The sequence below is a fragment of the Streptomyces sp. NPDC048751 genome (assembly GCF_043198595.1).
GTDB lineage: Bacteria > Actinomycetota > Actinomycetes > Streptomycetales > Streptomycetaceae > Streptomyces.
In genome coordinates this window covers 90216-113096 of record NZ_JBICUX010000004.1, presented here as the reverse complement: position 1 = coordinate 113096, position 22881 = coordinate 90216, and the positions used below count along the sequence as shown (strand labels likewise).

Below are 22881 nucleotides of genomic sequence, written 5' to 3'. Positions count from 1 at the left end.
GATGGAATTCAGTGTGTACTTCTTCGCAGCGGACGACCGGCAGACCCCGCGCGACCGGTACCGGTTCATCCTCGATGTGGCCCGGTTCATCGACACGCGCGGCTTCCGGGCGATCTGGGTGCCCGAACGCCACTTCCAGGAGTTCGGCGGGAGCTTCCCCAACCCCTCGGTGCTGGCCGCGGCCATCGCCGCCGTCACCGAGCGCATCGAACTGCGGGCCGGCAGCGTGGTCGTACCGCATCACCACCCCGTGCGGATCGTCGAGGAATGGGCCCTGGTCGACCAGCTCTCCGGCGGCCGGGTGGGGCTGTGCCTCGCCACCGGCTGGCACCGCGGGGACTTCGTGTTCCAGCCGGGCCACTTCGCCGACCGGCGCGAGTACACCCTCGCCGGCATCGACACGCTGCGGGCCCTGTGGCGTGGGGACACGGTCTCCTTTCCGGGACCGGACGACGGCACGCTGCCCGTGCGCACCTTCCCCCGCCCGCACCAGCCGGAGCTGCCGTTGTGGCTGGTGCACACCTCCAACCCGGGCACCTGGCTGGAGGCCGGTCGCCGCGACCTGGGCGTCCTGACACTGCTGGACAGCTGGGAACGGCTCGCGGACAACATCGCTGCCTACCGCAAGGCCCGCGCCGCCGCGGGACTCGACCCGGCGGCCGGCGTGGTCACCGTCGGCTTGCACACCTACCTCGGCGACGACGAGGACCAGGTGTGGGACCTGGTGCGCGATCCGGTACGGCGCTACCTGTCGACGTTCCTCACGCAGAAGCGGAGCGACGACAGCGCCGCCGCCATGTCCGACGCGGAGCAGGAACAACTGGCTTCACTGGTGGCCCGGGACTTCTACGACCGGCGCTCCCTGCTCGGCACTCCGAGCAAGTGCGCCGAGGTGGTCGAGCGGCTGGCCGGAATCGGCGTGGACGAGGTGGCGTGTCTGGTCGACTTCGGGCTGCCGTTCCCGGAGGTGCTGGCCGGCTTGCCACGCCTGGACGCCCTGCGCCGCGACTGCGGAGCGTCCCCCGGGCGCACCGATCCGCCGTCGCCCGCGCGCCGGATGGGCGGCTACTACGACCAGTGAGCCGCCGTCGGGACGCGACGGTGCCCCGCCGTTCGGGCGGGGCACCGGAGCCTCGGATCATCCGGCCTGTTCCACCAGCAGTTTCACCACCGATTCCCGGGAGGTCTGGAAGAAGAAATGGTCACCCGGTAGCACGTTGCGGGTGAATTTCCCCGACGTGTGGACCTGCCACGCCTCCAGATCGGAAATTCTGCATTCCGTGTCCGATTCCCCGCCGAAGACCGACACCGGGCATTCCAGCGGGGTTTCCGCGACGTATTCGTAGGTTTCCTCGACGGTCACGTCCGCGCGCATGGCGGGAACGTACACCTCCTGCATTTCCGCATCGGCCCGCAGGGCGGCCGGAACGCTGTGGCAGCGTGCGTCGAGGGCGTCCAGGAAGCCCTCCACCGGCAGGTCGTGGATGGGCGCGTAGCGGGGCGGGAGGTGCGGTGCGGGCTGTGCGCTGACGGCGAGCAGGGCGGGCAGCCGGCCGTGCTCACGGCGCAGCCGACGGGCCACCTCGAACGCGACCAGCGCCCCGGAACTGTGTCCGAACAGGGCGAATTCGCCGGTCAGTGCCGCGGCACAGGCGGCGGCCGCGGGGCCGGCGAGTTCGCTCATCGACGTGGCGAGCGGCTCCCGGCGGCGCACCTCGCGGCCGGGCAGGCGCAGCATCCACAGCTCGACGTCGTCCGGCAGCAGGTCCGCCAGGCCGTGGTACGCGGCGGTGCCGCTGCCGGCCCACGGCACCGCGATCACGGTCAGCCGGGGACGGGGTCTGCGTCCGGCGCGCAGAAACCAGCGGCCGGGATCCAGCTGAAGATGAGTCATGCGGCGAAATGATAGAGCAGTCCGGTCGAGCAGCGGTCAAGCTTCCGGGGAATTCTCTGGCCGTTTGGCGGGCACCGCACACCGGCGTGGCGCGAATTGCGTCAGAATCTTTCGGAGGCTATTGAGCGGCCGGATCGTTGCGGCTAGTGTCGGGTTCCGTCCGAGGTTCACGAAACCCTGTGCGGTGGATTTCCGTCGCCGGAGGAGGAATTGCCTCATGCGCGCTCACAGCAGTGACGTCGACGTGGACCCGAACGCCACGTCGACCCTGCACGGCCTGGCGCTGGCGCAGGCCCGGCAGCGGCCGGACGCCGTCGCCGTCCGCCACGCCGGGCGCGCCACGACCTACCGGGAACTCGACGACCGCAGCGCGGCCCTGGCCCGGGTGCTCCTCGACCAAGGCATCGGCCCCGGCGAGCTCGTCGGGGTCTCCATGGCGCCCAGCGACCACATGGTGGTCGCCGTGCTCGCCGTGATGCGGGCCGGAGCGGCCTACGTCGCCGTCGATCCCGCCTACCCCGAGGAGCGCATCCGGTTCATCCTGGCCGACAGCGGCGCCCGTACGGTCCTGGTGGACGAGGCGTCCGCCTGGGTGCCTGACCTGCTCGACCTGGCCGGACCGCGGGCGGACCGGACCGCCGAGCCGCACCGGCAGACCGCGCTGCCCGAGGTGGATCCCGGCCAACTGCCGTACCTCATCTACACGTCGGGCTCCACCGGCCGCCCCAAGGGCGCCATGAACCGGCACTCGGGCGTCGCCCTGACCATGCGCGCCCTGGCCGCCGCGATCGGCCTGGACCACACCGACCGGGTCCTCCAGGTGTCGTCGCTCAACTTCGACCTGTCCGTCATCGAGATCTTCGCCACCTTCGCGGCCGGCGGCACCGTCGTCGTACCGCGCGAGGCGGACCGTACCGATCCGGGCGCGCTGCTGGACCTGCTCGTCACCGAGTCGGTGACCGTGTGGTCGTCGGCGCCGGCCCTGCTGCGCCCGCTCACCGACACCGCCCGGCGACGCGTCGGCACCCTGCCCGAGTCGCTGCGCACCGTGGTCCTCGCCGGCGACCGCTTCCCGCCCGCCATGGCCGCCACGCTGAGCGAACTCGGCCCCGCGGTACGGGCGTTCAACGTGGCCGGCATGACCGAGGTGTCGTGCTGCAGCACCGTGTACCCGGTGCGCAAGGAGGACGCCGAGCGGGACGCGATCCCCTGGGGGCACACCCTGCCCGGCCACACCGCCTACGTCCTCGACGAGGAGGGCCGCCCGGTACCGCGGGGCGAGCGCGGTGAGCTGTACATCGGCGGAGCGGGCGTGGGCCAGGGTTACTGGCGGCGCCCGGAACTGACCGAGGAGCGGTTCCTGCCGGACCCGTTCGCGAAAGCGCCGGACGCGACCATGTACCGCACCGGGGATCTCGCGGCCCTCAGGCCGGACGGCGGCATCGACTTCTTCGGGCGCCTGGACGGACAGGTGAAGATCCGCGGTGTCCGGGTGGAGACGGGCGAGCTGGAGACCGCGCTGGAACAGCATCCGGACATCCGCGAGGCCGTTGTCGTGGCCCGGCACTCCCGCGTCGGCGAGGGCTTCCTGGTCGGCTACGTGGTACCGGAACCCGGCCGGCTGCTCACCGCGGCCCAGTGCCGCGACCACCTGGCCCGGACCGTTCCCGCCCATTCCCTCCCCGGACGGTTCTTCTTCCTCTCGGGCATTCCGCTGCTCCCGAGCGGCAAGGCGGACCGCTCGGCCCTCCCCTTCCCGGAGGACCCGGCCCCGCCCGCCGCCGACTCCGCCGGACCGGACGACGCCCTGGTGACCGCGGTGATCCAGGTCTGGGAGGAGGTCCTGGGCCGTCAGGGGATCGGCGCGCACGACGAGTTCAGCGAGATCGGCGGGCAGTCGCTCGCCGCGATGGAGATCGTCGGCCGGGTCCGCGAGGGCTGGGGAGCCGCCACCGGTCTCGCGGCCTTCCTCGACCACTCGACACCCTCGCGCTACGCGACACACCTGCGCGCGGCCGGCGCGACGCCGCCCGAGAACTGACACACCCGTACGCCCCGACCAAGGAGAGGCACTCCGATGACCGCACCCACCGCCATACCGGACGCCGAGCGGGAGATCGTCACCCGGATCGGCGCCTACTACGAGAAGGACGGCATGGCCGCGGACCGCGGCGAGGTGATCGGCTACCTGCTGATCTCCGAGCCGGCCCGGCAGCGCGCCAGCGAGATCAGCGCCAAGCTCGGGATCCCCCGGGACGCGGTCGACAAGATGTCCGACCAACTGGTTCCGGCCGGGTTCTTCATCCGTGAGGAGGCCGAGGAGGGCGACTACTTCCTCACCCTGCAGGACGCCACCTGGCCGCGGGTCATCGAGCACACCTTCCTCAGCTGGCCGACCTTCCACCAGACCATGGCCGACGGCCTCAAGGCCCTGGAGGCCGAGGGCGCCTCCGCGCAGCGGCTCGCCCGGCTGCGGAACATGGAGAAGCTGTTCCGCTACCTCGCCGCCGAGATGCCCGCCCTCTGGCACCGCTACGAGAAGTCCGCCGCCGCCTACTGACCGGCCCCGCTGGGCGGGCCACACGGACAAGGGGGAGTTCACCGATGCAGACACCGGCTCCGGTCACCCGCCCGACGGTCGATCCCAGGTGGGTGCTGCGCCCGGAGCCCCGGGACACGGCCGCACTGCGGCTGCTGTGCGTGCCGTACGCCGGCGGCGGCACGGCCGTCTTCCACGGCTGGGCGGCGCGGCTGCCCGACTGGATCGACGTATGGCTGCTGCGGCTGCCCGGCCGTGAGGTACGGCTGCGGGAGGAACCCCGCACCGACCTGCTGGGTCTGGCCCGGGAGGCCGCGGCCGCCCTGGCGCCCGCCCTGCACGGTCCGTTCGCGCTGTTCGGTTACAGTCTCGGCGCCCTCATCGCCTTCGAGACCGCCCGGGCGCTGCGTCGCGCGCACGGCCTGGAGCCCTCCCTGCTCACCGTGGCCGCGCGCGCCACCCCGGAGATCCCGCAGGCCGGGCACATGTCCCACCTGCTGTCCGACGACGAGTTCCTCGACGTGCTCGACCGGCGGTTCGGGGCCGTGCCACCCCAGATCCGCCGGGATCCGGAGATGCGGGCCCTGTATCTGCCGGTGCTGCGCGGCGACATCACCATGCTGGAGACGTACCGGTACCGGGCCGAACGGCCGCTGCGGTGCGCGATCACCGCGTTGGCGGGCAGCACGGACCGGGAAGCACGTGAGGAGGACATGCGCGGCTGGCGGCACCACGGCACGGCCGGCTTCACCCCACACACCTTCCAGGGCGGTCACTTCTTCCTCCAGGAGCACCGGGACGCCCTGCTCGACCGACTGGCCCAGGATCTGGCGCGCACGGTGGTGCCCTGACGGACCCGCTCACCCCTCAGGGTGGCGAAGGTTCCGTTTGTGTTGTGCGTTCAGTAAGTACTGAATATGCTGAACGGCATGGCTATCACACACGACGAAGCCGTGCGCTTCGCCGAGGACGTGGCCCTGTACTTCGAGCAGGACGCCGGACTTCCGAGGATCTCCGGACGCGTCATCGGGTGGCTGCTGATCTGCGACCCGGCCGAACAGACGGCCGGTCAGCTGGCGGAGACCCTGGGCGCGAGCAAGGCATCGATCTCCACGTCGACCCGTCAGCTGATGCAGGCGGGTCTGGTGGAGAAGGTGTCGCTTCCCGGAGACCGGCGCACGTACTACCGGATCAACGACGAAGGCTGGGTCAACTCGGTGTTCGAGCGGCTGGCCGCTGTCACCAACATCCTCAAGGTGCTGGACAAGGGCAACACGCTCCTGGCGCACGACCCCCCGGCCCGCCGGGCGCGGCTGGAGAACGTGGCCGACCTGTACCGATGGATGCAGAGCGAACTACCGCCGCTGCTCGCCAGGCACCGCGAGCACCGGCTTCACGATGGAGGAACGACGTGACCTTATCGGCGATCGAGACGACAGGTCTCAGTAAGCGGTATCCCGGCGGCCGGGGCGTCGCGGACCTGGATCTCACCGTGCAGCACGGGGAGGTCTTCGGCTTCCTCGGCCCGAACGGGGCCGGGAAGACGACGACCATGAAGATGATCCTGGACCTCATCCGCCCCACCTCGGGCACCATCCGGGTCCTCGGACTCGACCCCGTCACCCAGGGTGCGGAACTACGGGCCCAGATCGGCTACCTGCCCGGCGAACTCGTCCTCGAAGGCTCGGAGAACGTGGGCGAGATGCTCGGATTCTTCGCCCAGTTGCAGGGCAACGTGGACCCCGCCTGGGTGGACGAACTCGCCGGACGGCTGGAACTCGACCGCTCCCGCAAGGTGAAGAGCCTGTCGAAGGGCAACAAGCAGAAGGTCGGCATCGTCCAGGCCTTCATGCACCGGCCCGCCCTGCTCGTCCTCGACGAGCCGACCAGCGGCCTCGACCCGCTGATGCAGCAGGTCTTCCTCGATCTCGTCAGCGAGGCCAGGGACCGCGGCCAGACGGTCTTCATGTCCTCGCACATCCTCAGCGAGGTCCAGGAGGTCGCCGACCGCGTCGCCATCATCAAGGACGGGCGCCTCGTCACCGTCAGCACCGTGGAATCGCTCCAACGGCGGGCGGTCAGCCAGGTCGAGATCCACTTCGGGGAGCCCTTCCGCACCGAGGACTTCACCTCACTGGCGCACGTCGGCGGGGTCCGGGCGGAGGACCGCGTCCTGCGCTGCGTGGTCGACGGCAGCGTCGACGCCCTGGTCAAGCAGGTCGCCCGCTACCGGGTCGAGGCACTGTTCTGTCACAAGCCCGACCTGGAGGCACTCTTCATGGACGAGTACGTCAAGGAAGGCGCCTCCGTTGCTCACTGACCTTCCCGTCTTCGCCAAGGCGATGCGCGACCAGCGCCGCGCACTGCTGATGTGGCTGCTCGGCGTCGCCGTCGTGATGGCCATCTACACCTCCTCCTACGCGCAGGTGAAGAAGCAGGGCAACGCCCTCGACTCGATCCCCTCCGGCATGGCGGGCGCCATGCACTTCGACGACCTCACCAGCGGCGCCGGCTTCCTCGAAGGCACCGTCTTCGGCCTGCTCGGACCGCTGCTGCTGCTCATCTTCGCCATCTCCACCGGCACCCGCGCCATCGCCGCCCAGGAACAGTCCGGCGTGCTCGACCTGTACCTCGCCTACCCCATCACCCGCCGGCGCCTCGGACTGGAGCGGTTCGGCGCCCTGTTCACCTCGGTGCTCGTCCTCACCCTGCTGGTCGCGGTGGAGGTGACCGGGCTGGCGTCCTCCCAGGACATGCACGTACCGGCCGGACACGTCATCGCGGGCGCGGTCCAACTCGGGCTGCTGGCCCTGTTCTTCGGCGCCCTCGCCCTGTGCATCGGCGGTGTCACCGGCAACCGCGCGGTCACGCTCGGCGCCACCAGCGCGGCAGCCGTCGGCTCGTACATCGTCAACGCCATCGCCTCGCAGATCGACGGCCTGCACTTCCTCCAGCGCATCACGCCCTTCTACTGGGCCCAGGGCACCCGCCCGCTGCGGGACGGCTTCGACGCCGGCGGCGTGATCGTCCTGCTCGCCGCCACCGCGGTCGTCCTGGCCGTCGGCATGCGGTTCTTCTCCCGCCGCGACATCAACACCTGAGCCCAAGGCGCGCACGACAACCTCACTCCGTACCCCGCACCACCGCCTGCCGGGGCCGGCCTCTCGCTCGGCCCCGGCAGGCCGCTGCCCGCTGCCCAGACGCCGTACACCCGACCTCGTGGAGGCACGTCCATGGCCAAGCCGGCGACACCCGGGTCACCGAAGAAGCTGCTCCGCTACGACCGTTCGCAGTACGCGGCCTATCTGGCCGGGTGCGCGTCCTTCTCCTACGGCGCTTCCTGCTTCATCGAGTCGGACCTGGGCACCGACCCGCTCGACGTCTTCGCGCTGGGGCTGCTCGAACATCTGCCGCTGACCATCGGCATCGCCCAGGCGCTCTTCGCCGCCCTGTGCATCGCCGTCTGGGCTGCCTGGAACCGCCGCCGACCGGTGATCTCGCCGTTCGTGACCTTCTTCTTCTGCGGCAGCCTCATCGACGTCGCCCGCGCCGCGGACCTCGCCGCGCTGCCCGTGGACCCCGCCGTCCTGATGGTCCTCGGCAGCCTGCTGTGCGCGTACGGTTCCTCGCTGATCATCCTCGGCGGCATCGGAATCCGGGCCATGGACCTGGTGGCGATCAGCATGACCGAGCACTGGCGCATACCGTTCTGGGCGGCCAAGTTCAGCACCGAACTGCTCCTCCTCGCGAGCGGATGGCTGCTCGGCGGGCCCGTCGGCATCGGCACGGTCTGCTTCCTCGTCGTGGTCGACCTCCTCGTCCAGCCCTTGATGCGCCTCAACGGCAACGTGCTCCGACTGCGCAACGCGGGCATCCCCAGCCTGAGCGTCGCCAAGACCCCGGCCTGATCCCCACCGCCCCGCGCACTCCAGCCGCGGACACGCCCTTCGCGACCCCCTGTCACAGGTCGTCGGCTCCGGCGACCTCAGGAAGAGGCGCGTTTCCGCTGTCCGCAGCGGCCAGCAGGATCCACGTCGACAGTGTCTGAGTCGGTTGTGCCGCCGGCAAGCTTCCCTGGGGAGCTGCACCAGAAATCCAGGCACCATCCTCAAAAAAAATCTGCCATGGCGACAGTAGACTTTGACTCGTCGTGGAGTTACTGTTTTGGTCGTACTCAGGTCGCCGAGGTAAGGAGCCGAACGCCATCAGGATCGCCCGAGCGAGGAGCAGTCCGCTCGGCTACCGCAGGCCCCGGATTGGAAGGTGGTCCCCGGTCACGCATTCACGATCCCCGCACCCCCCGCCCTCCCAGGCGGAACCTGCGGACGAAGAAGGCCGGCCCAGCCGGTAGATGGTGTTGAAAGCTCGGGGCCCGGGTGCCAGTACGGCACCCGGGCCCCCCGACGCGTCCCCCGGAAGAAGAGGTCTATGCCCCCTGCCCGTACTCGCCCCGTCACCCCTCTCGACGACGATGACTACCCCGCCTACACCATGGGCCGGGCCGCCGAGATGCTCGGCACCACCCCCGCCTTCCTCCGCAGTCTCGGCGAACACCGCCTGATCAACCCCCTGCGTTCCGAAGGCGGCCACCGCCGTTACTCCCGCTACCAGCTGCGCATCGCCGCCCGCGCTCGTGAACTCGTCGACAAGGGCACCCCCATCGAAGCCGCCTGCCGCATCGTCATCCTCGAAGACCAGCTCGAGGAAGCCCAGCGCATCAACGAGCAACTGCGCGCGCAAGGCCGCACCGATCCCTGCACCAGCTGAATGCGGGGTCGGAACGCGGGGCCGATGGCCTCGTCAACGGGCGGAGCCCGAACGGGATTTGAGCCACACAACCCCTGCTACGGTTGATCAATGGCATCGGTCACACAGTTCCAAGTCACCTTCGACTGCGCGGAACCTCGGCGCGTCGCTCGCTTCTGGTGCGAGGTGTTGGGGTACGTCGTACCGCCGCCACCCGAGGGGTTTGCCACTTGGGACGATGTCGATCGCTCGCTGCCGCCTGAGGAACAGGGTTCATGGTCCGCATGCACCGACCCCTCAGGTGTAGGCCCGCGGCTGTACTTCCAGCGCGTTCCCGAAGGGAAGGTCGTCAAGAACCGGCTGCACCTCGACGTGCGGGTCGGCACCGGCCTCGTGGGTGAAGAGCGCCTGGCCACGCTGGAGGCGGAATGCGCACGACTGGTCGCGCTCGGCGCGGTACGCGTGCGACTGCTGCCCGCCGATGACGACAACGAGTCGTGCATCGTGATGCAGGACATCGAGGGCAACGAGTTCTGTCTCGACTGAGCATGTCCAGGTTCTAGCCCTTCGAGTCCGGCTTCCAGTCCTGGACGAGGAGTCCGAGCAGTACCTCGTCCAGGAACTCGCCCAGCACCCAGGCCGAGGAGCGCAGCACGCCCTCGCGGACGAAGCCGTTGCGCTCGGCGGAGCGCAGCATCGCGAAGTTGTCCGCCAGCGTCTCGATCTGCAGCCGCTGGAGGCCGCGCACGACGAAACCGTAGTGGCACAGCACCGCGACCACGTCGGTGCCGTATCCCTTGCCGCGCGAGGCCGGCAGCAGCCCCAGCCCGATGTGTGCGGACCGGTGGTGGTTGTCGATGCCCCACAGCGTCGCGGTGCCGACGAGCGTGCCGCCCTCCAGCTCCACCACGGAGAACGGGACGTGTCCCTGCTCCTTGTCGTCCACCACGAGCCGCGGGTCCTTCGAACCGGGCGTGATCGGCCGCCACGGCCCGTTTTCGGCCCGCGAGGCGTTGACCACGTCGTCGTAGAGTTCGGCCCGCAGGACCGGGATGTCGTCCTCGTGTCGGGCCCTCAGCCCGACCTTGTCGCCCTTCAGCATGCAGGCTTCTTATCCGACCGGGCTGACCTGCGGCAAACGAATAAGAGGCCGGGCTCAGTGGAGGCAGAAGCAGAACGGATGGCTGGCCGGGTCCGCGTAGATCCGCCAGTTGGCCTCCGGGCGGAGCTGGTCCGTCCGCTCCAGCACGGTCGCGCCGAGGGCGAGCGCCCGCTTCTCCTCTCCGTCGAGATCGTCCACGTCGAAGTCCAGGTGGAGTTGTTGCGGGCGCTCCTGGCCGGGCCACTGGGGCGGTCGGTAACCGTCCACCCGCTGACAGGCAAGCGGCGTTCCCTCGAACCCGTGCACCTCGACCCAGTCGGGATCCTTCGGGTCCGCGACCACCCGGCCACCGAGCAGCTCCGCGTAGAACTCCGCGAGCCCTACCGGATCAGCGCAGTCCAGCGCGACCGCCTGCAGCTTTCGAATCACTTCCGACACCCCTCGCTCTCCGGCCCCTCCGGGCTTCACCCAGAAACTGCCCCCCACCGGCCTGGCCGACACTCCGGGCCCCGGGCCCTCGACTCTGCCGTTCATCTACCCTCCGTTCGGCCTTCATCCATCTGTGGGCACAGCTCCCACACAGTTCCGCGACTCTCAGTTCGCTTTGGGTGATTCTCCGCCGCTGGCGAAAAACAGCCCATGAGATGAAGGGGAGGGGGTGGTTTCCATGGTTCCGTCACGGTTCTTGTATGTGGTGCGCGGGACGCGTCAGAGACCCGTGGGGGAGGAGCAGTCGGTCGGGTGGCGGCTCGTCGGCTCCAACCACCGTGAACTGGGGCGCAGCGCCGAGTCCTTCGCCGGTTTCCCGGAATGCCGGGCCGCGGTGCTGCGGCTGAGGGAGCGGATCGGGGACGCCAAGATCCTGCTGACCACGACGGAAGCGGCGGGTGGCTGGAGCTGGCGCCTGGAGATCGACGGCCAGGCGGCCGCGGTCGCCGGTCGGCTCTATCAGAGACAGCGGGACTGCCAGTTCAACTTCGGTCAGTTCCTGAAAGCTGTCCCGGTGGCCGAACTGACCGAGCCGACGCCGCCCTGGCCACGAGGGGCGGGCGGGCGGCGTCCGCACGGCTCCGGTCCGTCGGCCGGTTCTGTGCAGGTTCCCGGGCCCGGCCCGACCCGACTCGGCTTTCCTTCAAGGACAGGGGCAGGGGCAGAGCCGGATGCCGCCCGTCACAGCCGCTCCGGCGATGACGGCGACGCCAACGGTGCCCGTGCGCGTGCCGGGACGGGCTCGAGATGAGCGTTGTCGTGCCCGGACTCGGGCAACCGTCGGACTCCGGCCGGGAACCCGGTCCCGACGAGGCGAGGCTTGCGCCGCGCGGCAGGATCGAACCGGTGGACCGCCTCTTCCGGGCCGCCCTCCGGGGCAGCGGCGCCGTCGTCCTGGCCATCATGCTGCTGGTCGGCGTCTTCCTCACCTACCGCGCGTCACAGGCGCTGGGCGTCGCCAAGTGGTCGTTCCTCACCACCTCCGCCTGGGAACCGGACTCGCACCACTTCGGCATCGCCGCCGTCCTCACCGGAACGGTGCTCATCGGGTTGACGGCGATCTGCATCGCCGTACCGCTGGCGCTGGGGACCGCGCTGTACATCTCGGAGTACGCGCCGCGGAAGCTGAAGCGGACCCTGGTCAGCCTGGTGGACCTGATGGCCGCGGTGCCGAGCGTGGTGTTCGGGCTGTGGGGCGCCTTCCTCCTCCAGGGGCACGTGACGGGGCTGTCCCGCTGGATCGCCACCTACTTCTCCTGGATCCCGATCTTCGAGGTCGACGGGGCCGACCCCGGCGACCCGCTGCAGACGGCCACCGTCTACACCTCCTCCACCTTCATCGCCGGCATCGTCGTGGCACTCATGGTCACGCCGATCACCTGCTCGGTGATGCGGGAGACCTTCTCACAGGCGCCGGCCGGAGAACGCGAGGGCGCCCTGGCACTGGGCGCGACCAAGTGGGGAATGATCCGCGCGGTCGTCCTGCCGTACGGCCGGAGCGGAGTGATCGGCGGAACCATGCTGGGCCTCGGCCGGGCCCTGGGCGAGACGATCGCCGTGTTCATGATCATCTCGCCGGTCTTCGCCGTACAGCCGCACATCCTGCAGAACGGCGCCAACTCCGTCTCGGCCCTGATCGCGCTGCGGTACGGCTCCGCGAGCGAATTCGGCATGTCGGCCCTGACGGCCGCCGGGCTCGCGCTCTTCCTCATGACCCTCGTCGTGAACTTCATCGCGTCCTCGATCGCGGCCCGCAGCCGCTCGGGCGCCGGAACGGAGGCCTGAGCATGACCACCGACCTCCTCCGCGAGGGCCGGAAGGAAACGACGACGACGTTCGCCGACCGGGACGACATCCCCGAGGTCCGCCGCAACACCTCCTCCGTCCACACCTCGGACCTGCTCGCCCTCGCGGGCGCGGCGATCGGCTCACTGTCGTTCACCGCGCTGCTGTACGTCTGGATCGCCCCGTTCGACTCCCTTCTGGGCTTCGTCGTCCTCGCGTACCTGCTCTTCCTCGGGCTGTACGCCGTACTGGTCTCCTTCGACGAGGGCGGTGTGGCGGTACGGGACAAGGTCGCCGCGGTCGTGTGGCAGAGCCTCGCCGTCCTGCTGCTGGCCGCGCTCGTCATGGTGGTGACGTACACCCTGTGGCGCGGCCGGTCCGCCCTGGTGCACCTCAACTTCTTCACCGAGGACATGTCCCGCACCGGCCCGCTCCAGCCACTCAGCGAGGGCGGCGTGGCACACGCGATCGTCGGCACGCTGGAGCAGATCACCATCTCACTGGCGATCACCGTGCCGCTCGGGCTGGCCTGCGCGGTGTTCCTCAGTGAGGTGCCGGGCCGCTACGCACGTTTCGTACGGACCATCGTCGAGGCGATGACGGCACTGCCCTCGATCGTGGCCGGCCTGTTCATCTACGCCACCGTGATTCTCGTCCTCGGCGTCGACAAGTCCGGGTTCGCCGCGGCGCTGGCGCTCGGCGTGATGATGCTGCCCATCGTCATCCGCGCCGCCGACGTGGTGATCCGGCTGGTGCCGGGCTCGCTGCGCGAGGCGTCGTACGCCCTGGGCGCGAGCCGGTTGCGCACGGTGTGGACGGTGGTGCTGCCCACCGCGCGCTCCGGCCTGACCACGGCCGTGATCCTGGGCACCGCCCGCGGTATCGGCGAGACCTCGCCCGTGCTGCTCACCTCCGGGGTCAACGCGGGACTGAACGCCGACCCGCTCAGCGGTCCGCAGATCTCGCTGCCGCTGGCCACCTTCGATCTGGTGCGTTCGCCCCAACCCGCCTATATCGCGCGAGGATTCGGTACCGCCGCCCTGCTGATGGCGCTCGTGCTGCTGCTGTTCGTGCTGGCCCGCGTGATCGGTGGGCGCGGCCCCGGCGAGCTGACCCGCAACCAGCGGCACCGGCGTGTGCTGGCCTCACGGCGCGACGCCGAGCGCATGAGCGGGCGCGCAGCGCTCAGGTCACGGCCCCCCTTCCACGCCGAGTCGGGGCCGGCCCCCGAGTAGCCCCAGCCCCTCCGCAGACCGCGGCCACATCCGCCACCCCATCGACTCGCCACCTCATCGACCGACCTGGAGTTCCTCGTCATGCCCGGATCCCCTCCGGCCACGTCCGCACGCCTCCGTACGAGAGCCGTGACCGCCCTCGTCCTCCTGGCCGCCCTCCTGTTCGGTGCCCTGCCCGCCGAAGCGGCGACGTACGTACCGATCTCGGGCGCGGGATCCACCTGGAGCCAGAACGCGCTCGACCAGTGGCGAGCCAACGTCAAGCAGTACGGCGCCCAGAAGGGCAAGACGCTCAGTGCCTTCGCGTACTACTTCCTCTGCCAGGGCCAGCAGCGCGTGGACAGCCTCGGGTACTCGCCGCTGCCGATCAACCTCGTGCAGGCGGGCCTGAACCAGGTCCGCAGGATCCCCGGGGCGGACGTCGAGCGGATCAACATCAAGGCTCGGCCTGGCGGTCTCCGACCAGATGCTGCTGCTCCTGCCCAACCTCCTCTGACCACCCGTTGCCGACGCTGATGAAGGACACGCCGTGACCGACCAGACAACCCAGACCGAGACCACGCTGACCCTCCCGCCGGTGGGGGCGACCGGCGTGACCGGGGCGACGCTCGACGCCCGCCGGATCTCGGCCTGGTTCGGCGACCACAAGGTCCTCGACCGGGTGTCGCTGACCATGCGGGCCGGCCTGGTCACGGCCCTCATCGGCCCCTCCGGCTGCGGCAAGTCGACGTTCCTGCGCATCCTCAACCGCATGCACGAACTCGTTCCCTCCGCCTCTCTGGCCGGTGAGGTCCTGGTCGACGGCCAGGACGTCTACGCCCCCGGACAACGGCTGACCGAGGCCCGGCGCAAGGTCGGCATGGTCTTCCAGAAGCCGAACCCGTTCCCCGCGATGTCGATCTACGACAACGTCACCTCCGGCCTGAAGCTCACCGGGACGCGGGTGAACGGTGCGGGCAAGGACGACCTGGTGGAGGAGTGTCTGACGAAGGCGGGCCTGTGGAAGGAGGTCCGGGACCGCCTCCGCCAGCCCGGCGGCGCGCTCTCCGGCGGTCAGCAGCAACGCCTGTGCATCGCGAGGTCGTTGGCAGTGCGCCCCAAGGTCCTCCTCATGGACGAGCCGTGCTCGGCCCTGGACCCCACCTCCACCCGACGTATCGAGGAGACCATCCGTGAGCTGGCCCACGAGGTCACCATCGTGATCGTCACCCACAACATGCAGCAGGCCGCTCGCGTCTCCGACCAGTGCGCCTTCTTCCTCGCCGAACAGAACACCCCGGGCAGCATCGTCGAACACGGCCCTACCCCGGCGATGTTCTCCACACCGTCGGACCCCCGCACCGCCGACTACGTGGAGGGCCGCTTCGGTTAAGCGCCCGTGCGTTGTCCCGAGTATTGACCGGTCAATTGAGCGAATGTACGGTCTATACATGTCCGCGCCCCTCTATGTACGGATCAGGCGAGAGATCGAAGCGAGGATCCGGGCCGGAGACCTGCCTCCCGGTGCGCGGCTGCCCACCGAGAAGGAGCTCTCCACCCAGCACGGCGTCAGCCGGGCCACGGCCCAACGCGTCCTCAACGACCTGGCCGAGGCGGGGTTGGCGATCCGCCGACGGCGTCACGGGACGTTCGTCGCGGACGTGACGCGGCAGATCAATCTGCTCAACTTCGTCACCCCCGCCGTAGCCGCGAAGGGCGTACCGGGCAGACACGAAGTCGTGTCCGCGCGGATCGTCAGGGCCGCCGACGCCATCCTGGCCCTCCCCGGCGCCTCCGCCGACACGGCCGTGGTGGAACTGGTCCGCCGCAAGCTCGACGTGCGCGAGGAGCCACGGTCGGTCGAGCGGCACGTCGTTCTCTTCGCGGTGGCCCCCGACCTGTTGAACGAGAACCTCGAAGACGTCGTCACCCTCCCGTACCTCCAGCGCCGAGGAGTACCGATCGACGCGATCCGGCTCTACCTCGACCCGGTGACCCTCGACGCCCACGACGCCGCGTTGCTGCACAGCGAGACCGGAACACCCGCGCTGATGAGGCGCCGGGAGTTGCGTACGGAGGACGGGAGCACCGTCGAGGTGGTCACGACGCTCGTCCGGCCGGGAACCGCCGAGTTCTTCCTGGAGTTGCCCGTCCCCGTCACATGAGCAGCGAGTCGCTGCCGGAAGGAGTGAGTGAACGATGAAGATCATCGTCATCGGTGCCGGTGTGCTGGGCGTGAGCGTCGCGAGGCACCTCGCCGTCGCCGGGGAGGACGTTCTCCTGCTCGACCAGTGGGGCGTCGGCACCGGTACGACCGCGACGACCTTCGCCTGGACCAACTCCAGCCGGAAGCTCGACCCGGACTACCACCGGCTGAACCTCGCGGGGATGGAGGAGCACGCCAGGCTGGCCGAGCAACTGCCCGGCGCACCCTCGTACTTCCCCAGCGGGGCGCTGCAGTGGGCGGACGCCGCAAGCAGGCAGCGGCTCGCCGACAACGTGGCACGACTGCAGTCCCTGGGCTACCCCGCACGCTGGGTCACGCCCGACGAGGCAACGCGCATCGCGGGCGAGGTCCGCATCCCGGCGACCATCACGTCCCTCGCGTACTTCCCCAGCGAGGGATACGTCCTGCCGGATCGCTTGGTCGGCACCTTGCTGGCGGATGCCGAGCAGCACGGGGCCAGGTTCGCGATCGGCGAGGTCGTGGCCATCGACGACAGGCCTGACGGAGTGTCCGTCACCCTGGCCGGAGGCCGGGTCTGCACAGGCGATCGAGTCGTCCTGGCGGCAGGCCGCTGGACCCAACGGCTCGCCGCACGGGCCGGGATCGACATTCCCATGGTGACGGATGTCGGTCGCGGAGCGCAGACCGTCGGTCTGCTCGGCTACTCCAGGTTCCCGGCACTCGACCTGCGTTGTGTGATCCACAGTCCCGGCCTCAACCTCCGCCCCACGGCCGATGGGCACGCCGTCGTTCAGGCTCTCGACCTGAACGGTGACGTCGATCCGGCGGACCCTCCGTCCGTGGACGGGGACCTGGCCGGCACCCTCGCTCGGCGGTTCTCCGCACTGCTGACCGACCCGAGCCGGGCACCGAGGATCGACCTGCGCGTCGGCTTCCGGTCCCTGCCCGCAGACGGCCACACCGTCGCCGGCTATGCCTCCGCGCAGTCCCGCGTCTACTGCCTCGTCTCGCACAGCGGGATCACCCTGGCGCCGATTCTGGGGCGGCTGGTCGCGTCCGAGATCACCACCGACCAGGAACAAGGCCTTCTCCGCACCTTCCGGCCCACACGCTTCACCGGCGCTCGGCGCTCGGACATCGAGGTGGATCAACACGCCACCGGGCTGGGGGAGCAGTAGCCGACCCGTCAGGTGGCCGGCGGCGACCCCACACGGTGAGCCGTGCCGTCGGCATCCACGTACGTGAACTCGCGAAGCTCGTAGGGTGTGTCCGCCGGCTCGACGAAACGGCCCTCGACGCCGGAAGCCCTCCACTCGGCGTAGACGGCGTCAGCGTCACTGACATAGAGATAGATGACGGCTCCGGTGCGGTGAGGATCGTGCTCGGACCACTCACTGAGGTGGACCGAGACCGAGCCCCGCTCCACGAAGCCATAGCGATCGGGACCGTCGTAGGCATGCGCCGCGAAGCCCAGGCGACGGTATCGCTCCAGAGCAGCGTCAAGGTTCCGGACGGGGACTACGGGCGCGACCCTGTCGAACGCGACTTCTGACATCTAGTCAGTCTTGCACGCACGTGACCCCCGTACACCGTGGAACGACGTACCCGCGCGACTGATTATGATCTTGATCATGACCATGCGGAACTCTGACAAGACCCTTTCCCGTAAGCAGCGACTTCAGGAGAAGCAGCGCCGCCAGTTGGCGGTGGTCGACACCGTGGACAAGGCGGAGGCCAAGGTTCGCAAGGCAGAAGTCGAACTGGCCATAGCCGTGACCGAGGCGGTGCAGGTCTTCGGCGACGAGCTGTCGGCGTCCGAGGGGCTCGACATGCCGGCCGAGGCGATCCGCCGCTTCCTTGCCATGGCCCAGGACGAAGCGGCCGGCGCGGACCAGGTTGCCGAGCCCGCCGGCCAAACGGACTGATCGCCCCGGGCGCCTGGCTGACGCCGCACGCCATCGGCGCCCCGGCCCGGTCGTGTCCTTCCGGAAAACACCTCGAGCAGCCGACCCCTTGACCCTCGGCCCTTCCTCCTCGATGCTCGGTTGCGCATGACGGTGCGTGTATCGAATTAGGCAACACGCCTTCCGAGAGTTCCCGTCGAGGAGTAGCTCATGGCTCATGAGGTTCGTGCTGTCGTCGCCCGGAAGAGGGGCGCCCCGGTCTCCCTGGAAACCATCGTCGTCCCCGACCCCGGCCCCGGTGAGGCGCTGGTCAAGATCGAGGCGTGCGGCGTCTGCCACACCGATCTGCACTATCGGGAGGGCGGGATCAACGACGACTTCCCCTTCCTGCTGGGGCACGAGGCGGCGGGCCGCGTGGAGGCCGTCGGAGACGGTGTCACCGGCGTCGAGCCGGGCGACTTCGTCATCCTGAACTGGCGAGCGGTGTGCGGCCAGTGCCGGGCGTGCAGCAAGGGCAAGCCGTGGTACTGCTTCGCCACGCACAACGCGACCCAGCCGATGACGCTGCTCGACGGCACTCCGCTCTCACCCGCACTCGGTATCGGTGCCTTCGCGGAGAAGACGCTGGTCGCCGCGGGGCAGTGCACCAAGGTGGACCCGGCGGCCCCGGCGGCCGCCGCCGGCCTGCTCGGATGCGGTGTCATGGCGGGATTCGGCGCCGCCGTGAACACCGGCGCCGTCGGCCGCGGGGACTCCGTCGCCGTCATCGGCTGCGGTGGGGTCGGCATGGCCGCCGTCGCCGGGGCGAGGCTCGCCGGCGCGACCAAGGTCATCGCCGTCGACGTCGACCAGCGCAAACTGGACCGGGCGCTGGGCATGGGTGCCACCCACGCGGTCGACGGCACGAAGGCCGACGTGGTGGAGAAGGTGCGCGAGCTGACCGGGGGCTTCGGCGCCGACGTGGTCGTCGAGGCGGTCGGTCGCCCCGAGACGTACCGGCAGGCCTTTTACGCCCGCGACCTGGCCGGTACGGTCGTCCTGGTCGGCGTGCCCACCCCGGAGATGAAGGTGGAGCTGCCGTTGCTCGACGTCTTCGGGCGTGGTGGCTCGCTGAAGTCCAGCTGGTACGGCGACTGCCTGCCCTCGCGTGACTTCCCGGCGCTCATCGACCTGTATCTGTCGGGGCGTTTCGACCTGGACGCGTTCGTCTCCGAGACCATCGGTCTCGGTGACGTGGAGGAGGCGTTCGAGAAGATGCGCCGCGGTGAGGTGCTGCGCTCCGTGGTGGTGCTGTGATCCCCGGCGCACCGCGCACCCTCCCAAGTGTTGCCCATTCCGCAATCGGTTGCGCAATGAGCGACACTGAACGGGAGACGGCCCGTCCTGTGAACGCCTTGACAAGGCTTCGCGGCCGCCCCCAAACTGACGTTGCGTTCAACGCAATCCGTTTCGCTATACGCACCGAGGTGTCATGATGATTCCCGCGTGCCGTCTCGTGGATCTGCCCCGAGGCGAGGCTCACCGGCTCGACATCGATCCGCCGGTCTCGGTGTTCCACACCGATGACGGCGAGGTCTTCGCCATCGACGACACCTGCACCCATCAGGACGCCTCGCTCGCCGACGGCTGGCTGGAGGGGTGCGAGGTGGAATGCCCGCTGCACGCGTCGAAGTTCGACCTCCGAACCGGAGCCGTGGACGCTCCGCCGGCCAAGCGCGGCGTCCGTACGCACCAGGTCCACATCGAGGACGGCATGATCTACGTCCAGCTGTCCACGGAGGCCCCCAACCTGCCGCCCTGCATCACGGCCCGCCTCGCCGGAGACCCCGCGTGAGAACCGTGGCCGTGGTGGGTGCCTCGCTGGCCGGGCTGTCGGCGGCGCGCTCGTTGCGGAAACAGGGCTACGACGGGCGGTTGGTCGTCATCGGCGACGAACCGCACCGCCCGTACGACAGGCCGCCGCTGTCCAAGGAGTTCCTGGCCGGCGACATCGATGAAGCCGACCTCGCGTTGGAGTCCGACGACGAGGATCTGCGGGCGGAGTGGCTGCTCGGCACCCGCGCCGCCGGACTCGACCGCGCGCACCGCGCCGTGCGGCTCACCGACGGCCGGGAGGTCCGGGCCGACGGCATCGTCATCGCGACCGGCGCGGCCGCGCGGAGACTGCCGGGCACGGACGGTCTGGCCGGGGTGCACACCCTGCGCACGCTGGACGACGCCCGTGCCCTGCGGGACGAACTGGCCCTGGGGGGACGGCTCGTCGTGATCGGCGGCGGATTCATCGGTGCCGAGGTCGCTTCCACGGCGTACGCTCTCGGACTCGATGTGACGGTCGTCGAGGTGGCGCCCACGCCGCTGGCCGGACCGCTCGGCGAGACCATGGGCGCCGTCGTCTCCGCGCTCCACGCGGACCACGGCGTACGGCTGCTGTGCGGTGTGGGGGTCAAGGGGCTGAGCGGCGAGACCCGGGTCGACGCCGTCCTGCTCGAGGACGGCCGCAGCATCCCGGCCGACATCGTCGTCGTCGGAGTCGGCGCGCGTCCTTGCGTCGAGTGGCTGGAAGGATCCGGCGTCGCGCTCGACAACGGCGTCACCTGCGGTGCGGACGGCCGCACCAGCCTGGCCTCCGTGGTCGCGGTCGGTGACTGTGCCTCCTGGTACGACCCCCGGGCGGGGGCCCATCGTCGCGTCGAGCACTGGACCGGCGCGAAAGAGCGCCCCGACGCGGCCGTCGCCGCACTGCTGGCGGGCGGCGCGGTCGAGCCGGGTGTGCCCCGGCCGCCGTACTTCTGGTCGGACCAGTACGGCGTGAAGATCCAGTTCGCCGGTCACGCGGCCGGCGCCGACAGCGTGACGATCGAGGAAGGCGCACCGGACGGCCGCAACGTCCTGGCCGTCTACCGGCGTGCCGATCACCCCGTCGCCGTGCTGGGCATGAACCAGCCACGGCTGTTCATGCGGTGGCGCAAGCAGTTGGCGAGCGCACCGTCCTGCTGAACGACGTCCGGAGTCGCTCGTCCCGGCGCGTGAATGACCGATCCACGACGTTCCCCGAGGAGTGCACTGTGACCTCGACCGGCCTGCCCGACAGCCTGATCGCCACCCTCCCCGGCACCTCGTACACGGATCCGGGGATCTTCGCCCAGGAGCAGGAGCACATCTTCGAAGCGATGTGGTTCTGCGCCGTGCGCTCCTCCGACCTGGCCGGGCCCGGCGCCTTCCGGACCGTCGAGGTGGGACGCGAGAGCATCCTGATCACGCGGGCGCGGGACCACTCCGTACGCGCCTTCTTCAACGTCTGCCGGCATCGGGGCGCCAGGCTCTGCACGGAGGAGTCCGGCGAGGTCAAGCGGGCCTTCCAATGCCCTTACCATGCCTGGACGTACGACCTGACGGGCAAACTCGTCGCCGCGCCCAACCTCACCAAGATGCCCGACGTCGGCCGCACCGAGTACGGCTTGGCGGGCGTGGCCACCCATGAGTGGCTCGGCTATGTGTGGGTGTGCCTCGCGGAAGACCCGCCCCCCTTCGACGAGGTCGTACAGGACGTGGTCGCGCGCCTCGGCGACGCCGAGGCGATCGAGCACTACGACATCGGCCACCTCGAGGTCGGCCGGCGGATCGTCTACGACGTCAAGGCGAACTGGAAGCTCATCGTCGAGAACTTCATGGAGTGCTACCACTGCGCGACGATCCACCCCGAACTCACGGAGGTGCTCCCGGAGTTCGCCGACGGGTACGCGGCGCAGTACTACGTGGGGCACGGCGCGGAGTTCGGTGCCGACATCAAGGGTTTCACCGTCGACGGCTCCGATGGCCTCGACCGCATCCCGGGGGTCACCGACGACCAGGACCGCCGCTACTACGCGATCACGGTGCGGCCGCAGGTGTTCATCAACCTCGTACCCGACCATGTGATCTTCCACCGGATGTACCCGGTCGCGGTGGACCGCACGATCGTCGAGTGCGACTGGCTCTACCTCAAACACGTCGTCGACAGCGGCAAGGACGTCAGCCGGTCGGTCGAGCTCTTCGATCGCGTCAACCGGCAGGACTTCGACGCGTGCGAACGCTGTCAGCCGGCGATGAGTTCACGGCTGTACGCCAAGGGCGGCGTCCTGGTGCCCAGCGAGCACCACATCGGCGAGTTCCACGCCTTCGTCCAGGAGCGTCTGGGGTCTCAGCCCAGGTAGCCCATCCGATGGCTGATCTCGTCGGCGCCCTTGACCAGCACGGGAGCCAGTTCGTGCATGCGCTCCTCGGTGAACCGGTACGCGGGTCCGGAGGCGCTGATCGCCGCGACGACCTCTCCGTCCCGGTTGCGGACCGGTGCGGCCATCGCGTGGAGGCCCACCTCCAGCTCCTCCAGGGTCCAGGAGTAGCCGCGCTCGAGAGCCTCGACGAGATTCTTCTCGAGCTTCGTCTTCGCGGTCAGGGTGCGCGGGGTCATCTTCTTCAGGCCCGCCTCGGACAGCAGCGCGGCGCGCTCCTTGGCCGGCATGTGGGCCAGCAGGATCTTGCCGCTGGAGGTCGCGTGCAGCGGGGTCAGCTGGCCGACCCAGTTGTGCGCGGTGACGGCACCCGGGCCGCGGACCTGGTAGAGGTTGATCGCGTAGTGCTCCTGCATGACCGCGAGGTTCACGGTCTCGCCGATCTCCTCGGCGAGGCGCTCACAGACCGGGCGGCTCTGCTGGGTGATGTCGATACGCCCGGTGACCGCTCCGGCGAGGCGTACGATGCCGAAACCGAGCCGGTACTTGCCGCGCTCGCCCGCCTGTTCCACCAGGCCGCGGGCCTCCAGGGCACCCAGCAGTCGGAACGCGGTGGACTTGTGAACGTCGATCTCGGCGGCCACCTCGCTGACGCCGGCCTCGCCGCGCTGGGCCAGGATCTCCAGCACGCTGATGGCCCGGTCGACGGACTGGACCCCGCCCGCCGTCGAGCCTGCCGTTTCGTTATCTGGACTGTAGTTGCTCACAGCGAAACTATACGGGCAGTAATCACCGACGGCAGCGGTGCG

Annotated in this window: 27 protein-coding genes; 22 read left to right on the top strand and 5 right to left on the bottom strand. The window is 69.7% G+C overall.

Annotation, left to right across the window (positions count from 1 at the left end; all coding sequences use genetic code 11):
- Nucleotide 1 precedes the first annotated feature (1 nt).
- Nucleotides 2-1081 carry a MupA/Atu3671 family FMN-dependent luciferase-like monooxygenase gene (locus tag ACGFNV_RS15505; protein ID WP_393622714.1) on the top strand — a complete coding sequence of 360 codons (1080 nt, stop codon included), beginning with the start codon at nucleotides 2-4 and terminating at the stop codon, nucleotides 1079-1081.
- 57 nt (nucleotides 1082-1138) lie between these two features.
- On the opposite strand, the gene ACGFNV_RS15500 is transcribed toward ACGFNV_RS15505, so the two are convergent.
- The gene (locus ACGFNV_RS15500; protein WP_393622712.1) at nucleotides 1139-1894 is read right to left on the bottom strand and encodes a thioesterase II family protein; all 756 of its coding nucleotides are present in this window, start codon (nucleotides 1892-1894) and stop codon (nucleotides 1139-1141) included.
- Between the two features lie 217 nt (nucleotides 1895-2111).
- Here ACGFNV_RS15500 and ACGFNV_RS15495 point away from each other — a divergent pair, with 217 nt between their 5' ends.
- From ACGFNV_RS15495 to ACGFNV_RS15455, 9 genes are all read left to right on the top strand, one after another.
- Nucleotides 2112-3935 carry a non-ribosomal peptide synthetase gene (locus ACGFNV_RS15495; protein ID WP_393622710.1) on the top strand — a complete coding sequence of 608 codons (1824 nt, stop codon included), beginning with the start codon at nucleotides 2112-2114 and terminating at the stop codon, nucleotides 3933-3935.
- Nucleotides 3936-3971: 36 nt separating this feature from the next.
- Entirely contained in the window at nucleotides 3972-4454 is a 483-nt protein-coding gene (locus tag ACGFNV_RS15490) for a hypothetical protein (protein ID WP_393622709.1), read from the top strand.
- A gap of 44 nt (nucleotides 4455-4498) precedes the next feature.
- Entirely contained in the window at nucleotides 4499-5284 is a 786-nt protein-coding gene (locus tag ACGFNV_RS15485; protein ID WP_393622707.1) for a thioesterase II family protein, read from the top strand.
- Nucleotides 5285-5362: 78 nt separating this feature from the next.
- Nucleotides 5363-5848: a GbsR/MarR family transcriptional regulator gene (locus ACGFNV_RS15480; RefSeq protein WP_393622705.1), complete on the top strand. Its 486-nt coding sequence runs from the start codon at nucleotides 5363-5365 to the stop codon at nucleotides 5846-5848.
- Nucleotides 5845-6753: an ABC transporter ATP-binding protein gene (locus ACGFNV_RS15475; RefSeq protein ID WP_393622703.1), complete on the top strand. Its 909-nt coding sequence runs from the start codon at nucleotides 5845-5847 to the stop codon at nucleotides 6751-6753. The genes ACGFNV_RS15480 and ACGFNV_RS15475 overlap by 4 nt, the downstream gene beginning before the upstream one ends.
- Nucleotides 6743-7534: an ABC transporter permease subunit gene (locus ACGFNV_RS15470; RefSeq protein WP_393622701.1), complete on the top strand. Its 792-nt coding sequence runs from the start codon at nucleotides 6743-6745 to the stop codon at nucleotides 7532-7534. Before ACGFNV_RS15475 ends, ACGFNV_RS15470 begins: the two co-directional genes overlap by 11 nt.
- Nucleotides 7535-7666: 132 nt before the next feature.
- Entirely contained in the window at nucleotides 7667-8341 is a 675-nt protein-coding gene (locus tag ACGFNV_RS15465) for a YitT family protein (protein ID WP_393622699.1), read from the top strand.
- A 520-nt stretch (nucleotides 8342-8861) separates the two neighbouring features.
- Nucleotides 8862-9200, top strand: a complete 339-nt coding sequence (locus tag ACGFNV_RS15460; protein WP_393622697.1) for a MerR family transcriptional regulator — start codon at nucleotides 8862-8864, stop codon at nucleotides 9198-9200.
- Nucleotides 9201-9290: 90 nt separating this feature from the next.
- Nucleotides 9291-9725: a VOC family protein gene (locus ACGFNV_RS15455; RefSeq protein WP_393622695.1), complete on the top strand. Its 435-nt coding sequence runs from the start codon at nucleotides 9291-9293 to the stop codon at nucleotides 9723-9725.
- A 13-nt stretch (nucleotides 9726-9738) separates the two neighbouring features.
- Here ACGFNV_RS15455 and ACGFNV_RS15450 read toward each other — a convergent pair whose 3' ends face one another.
- Both ACGFNV_RS15450 and ACGFNV_RS15445 read right to left on the bottom strand, forming a co-directional pair.
- Nucleotides 9739-10281 carry a GNAT family N-acetyltransferase gene (locus tag ACGFNV_RS15450; protein ID WP_393622693.1) on the bottom strand — a complete coding sequence of 181 codons (543 nt, stop codon included), beginning with the start codon at nucleotides 10279-10281 and terminating at the stop codon, nucleotides 9739-9741.
- Nucleotides 10282-10335: 54 nt separating this feature from the next.
- Nucleotides 10336-10710: a VOC family protein gene (locus tag ACGFNV_RS15445; RefSeq protein ID WP_393622691.1), complete on the bottom strand. Its 375-nt coding sequence runs from the start codon at nucleotides 10708-10710 to the stop codon at nucleotides 10336-10338.
- Between the two features lie 289 nt (nucleotides 10711-10999).
- Here ACGFNV_RS15445 and ACGFNV_RS15440 point away from each other — a divergent pair, with 289 nt between their 5' ends.
- The 7 genes from ACGFNV_RS15440 (at nucleotide 11000) to ACGFNV_RS15410 (ending at nucleotide 17135) form a co-directional block, all read left to right on the top strand.
- Nucleotides 11000-11521, top strand: a complete 522-nt coding sequence (locus ACGFNV_RS15440; protein WP_393622689.1) for a hypothetical protein — start codon at nucleotides 11000-11002, stop codon at nucleotides 11519-11521.
- Nucleotides 11518-12555 (top strand): phosphate ABC transporter permease subunit PstC, encoded by a 1038-nt coding sequence (pstC, locus tag ACGFNV_RS15435; protein ID WP_393622687.1) that lies wholly within the window; start codon nucleotides 11518-11520, stop codon nucleotides 12553-12555. The genes ACGFNV_RS15440 and pstC overlap by 4 nt, the downstream gene beginning before the upstream one ends.
- Nucleotides 12556-12557: 2 nt before the next feature.
- Entirely contained in the window at nucleotides 12558-13790 is a 1233-nt protein-coding gene (gene pstA, locus ACGFNV_RS15430; RefSeq protein WP_393622685.1) for a phosphate ABC transporter permease PstA, read from the top strand.
- A gap of 81 nt (nucleotides 13791-13871) precedes the next feature.
- Nucleotides 13872-14306: a hypothetical protein gene (locus ACGFNV_RS15425; RefSeq protein ID WP_393622683.1), complete on the top strand. Its 435-nt coding sequence runs from the start codon at nucleotides 13872-13874 to the stop codon at nucleotides 14304-14306.
- Between the two features lie 76 nt (nucleotides 14307-14382).
- Entirely contained in the window at nucleotides 14383-15162 is a 780-nt protein-coding gene (locus ACGFNV_RS15420; protein WP_393623313.1) for a phosphate ABC transporter ATP-binding protein, read from the top strand.
- A 58-nt stretch (nucleotides 15163-15220) separates the two neighbouring features.
- Nucleotides 15221-15934 (top strand): GntR family transcriptional regulator, encoded by a 714-nt coding sequence (locus tag ACGFNV_RS15415; RefSeq protein ID WP_393622681.1) that lies wholly within the window; start codon nucleotides 15221-15223, stop codon nucleotides 15932-15934.
- 34 nt (nucleotides 15935-15968) lie between these two features.
- Nucleotides 15969-17135: an NAD(P)/FAD-dependent oxidoreductase gene (locus ACGFNV_RS15410; RefSeq protein WP_393622679.1), complete on the top strand. Its 1167-nt coding sequence runs from the start codon at nucleotides 15969-15971 to the stop codon at nucleotides 17133-17135.
- 8 nt (nucleotides 17136-17143) lie between these two features.
- On the opposite strand, the gene ACGFNV_RS15405 is transcribed toward ACGFNV_RS15410, so the two are convergent.
- On the bottom strand, nucleotides 17144-17512 hold the full coding sequence (locus ACGFNV_RS15405) for a bleomycin resistance protein (RefSeq protein ID WP_393622677.1): 369 nt from the start codon (nucleotides 17510-17512) through the stop codon (nucleotides 17144-17146).
- A gap of 76 nt (nucleotides 17513-17588) precedes the next feature.
- On the opposite strand from ACGFNV_RS15405, the gene ACGFNV_RS15400 reads away from it, so the two are divergent.
- The 5 genes from ACGFNV_RS15400 to ACGFNV_RS15380 all read left to right on the top strand — a co-directional run bounded on the left by ACGFNV_RS15400 (nucleotide 17589) and on the right by ACGFNV_RS15380 (nucleotide 22054).
- The gene (locus ACGFNV_RS15400) at nucleotides 17589-17882 is read left to right on the top strand and encodes a hypothetical protein (protein ID WP_393622675.1); all 294 of its coding nucleotides are present in this window, start codon (nucleotides 17589-17591) and stop codon (nucleotides 17880-17882) included.
- A gap of 189 nt (nucleotides 17883-18071) precedes the next feature.
- A complete protein-coding gene (locus ACGFNV_RS15395) occupies nucleotides 18072-19157 on the top strand; it encodes an S-(hydroxymethyl)mycothiol dehydrogenase (RefSeq protein ID WP_393622673.1) in 1086 nt (361 codons plus the stop codon).
- A 175-nt stretch (nucleotides 19158-19332) separates the two neighbouring features.
- On the top strand, nucleotides 19333-19695 hold the full coding sequence (locus ACGFNV_RS15390; protein WP_133931100.1) for a bifunctional 3-phenylpropionate/cinnamic acid dioxygenase ferredoxin subunit: 363 nt from the start codon (nucleotides 19333-19335) through the stop codon (nucleotides 19693-19695).
- The gene (locus tag ACGFNV_RS15385; RefSeq protein ID WP_393622671.1) at nucleotides 19692-20858 is read left to right on the top strand and encodes an NAD(P)/FAD-dependent oxidoreductase; all 1167 of its coding nucleotides are present in this window, start codon (nucleotides 19692-19694) and stop codon (nucleotides 20856-20858) included. Before ACGFNV_RS15390 ends, ACGFNV_RS15385 begins: the two co-directional genes overlap by 4 nt.
- Nucleotides 20859-20926: 68 nt before the next feature.
- Entirely contained in the window at nucleotides 20927-22054 is a 1128-nt protein-coding gene (locus ACGFNV_RS15380; protein ID WP_393622669.1) for an aromatic ring-hydroxylating dioxygenase subunit alpha, read from the top strand.
- Here the strand turns inward: ACGFNV_RS15380 and ACGFNV_RS15375 are convergent.
- Nucleotides 22042-22839, bottom strand: a complete 798-nt coding sequence (locus ACGFNV_RS15375) for an IclR family transcriptional regulator (RefSeq protein ID WP_393622667.1) — start codon at nucleotides 22837-22839, stop codon at nucleotides 22042-22044. The two genes, ACGFNV_RS15380 and ACGFNV_RS15375, sit on opposite strands and share 13 nt — an antisense overlap.
- Nucleotides 22840-22881: the final 42 nt, after the last annotated feature.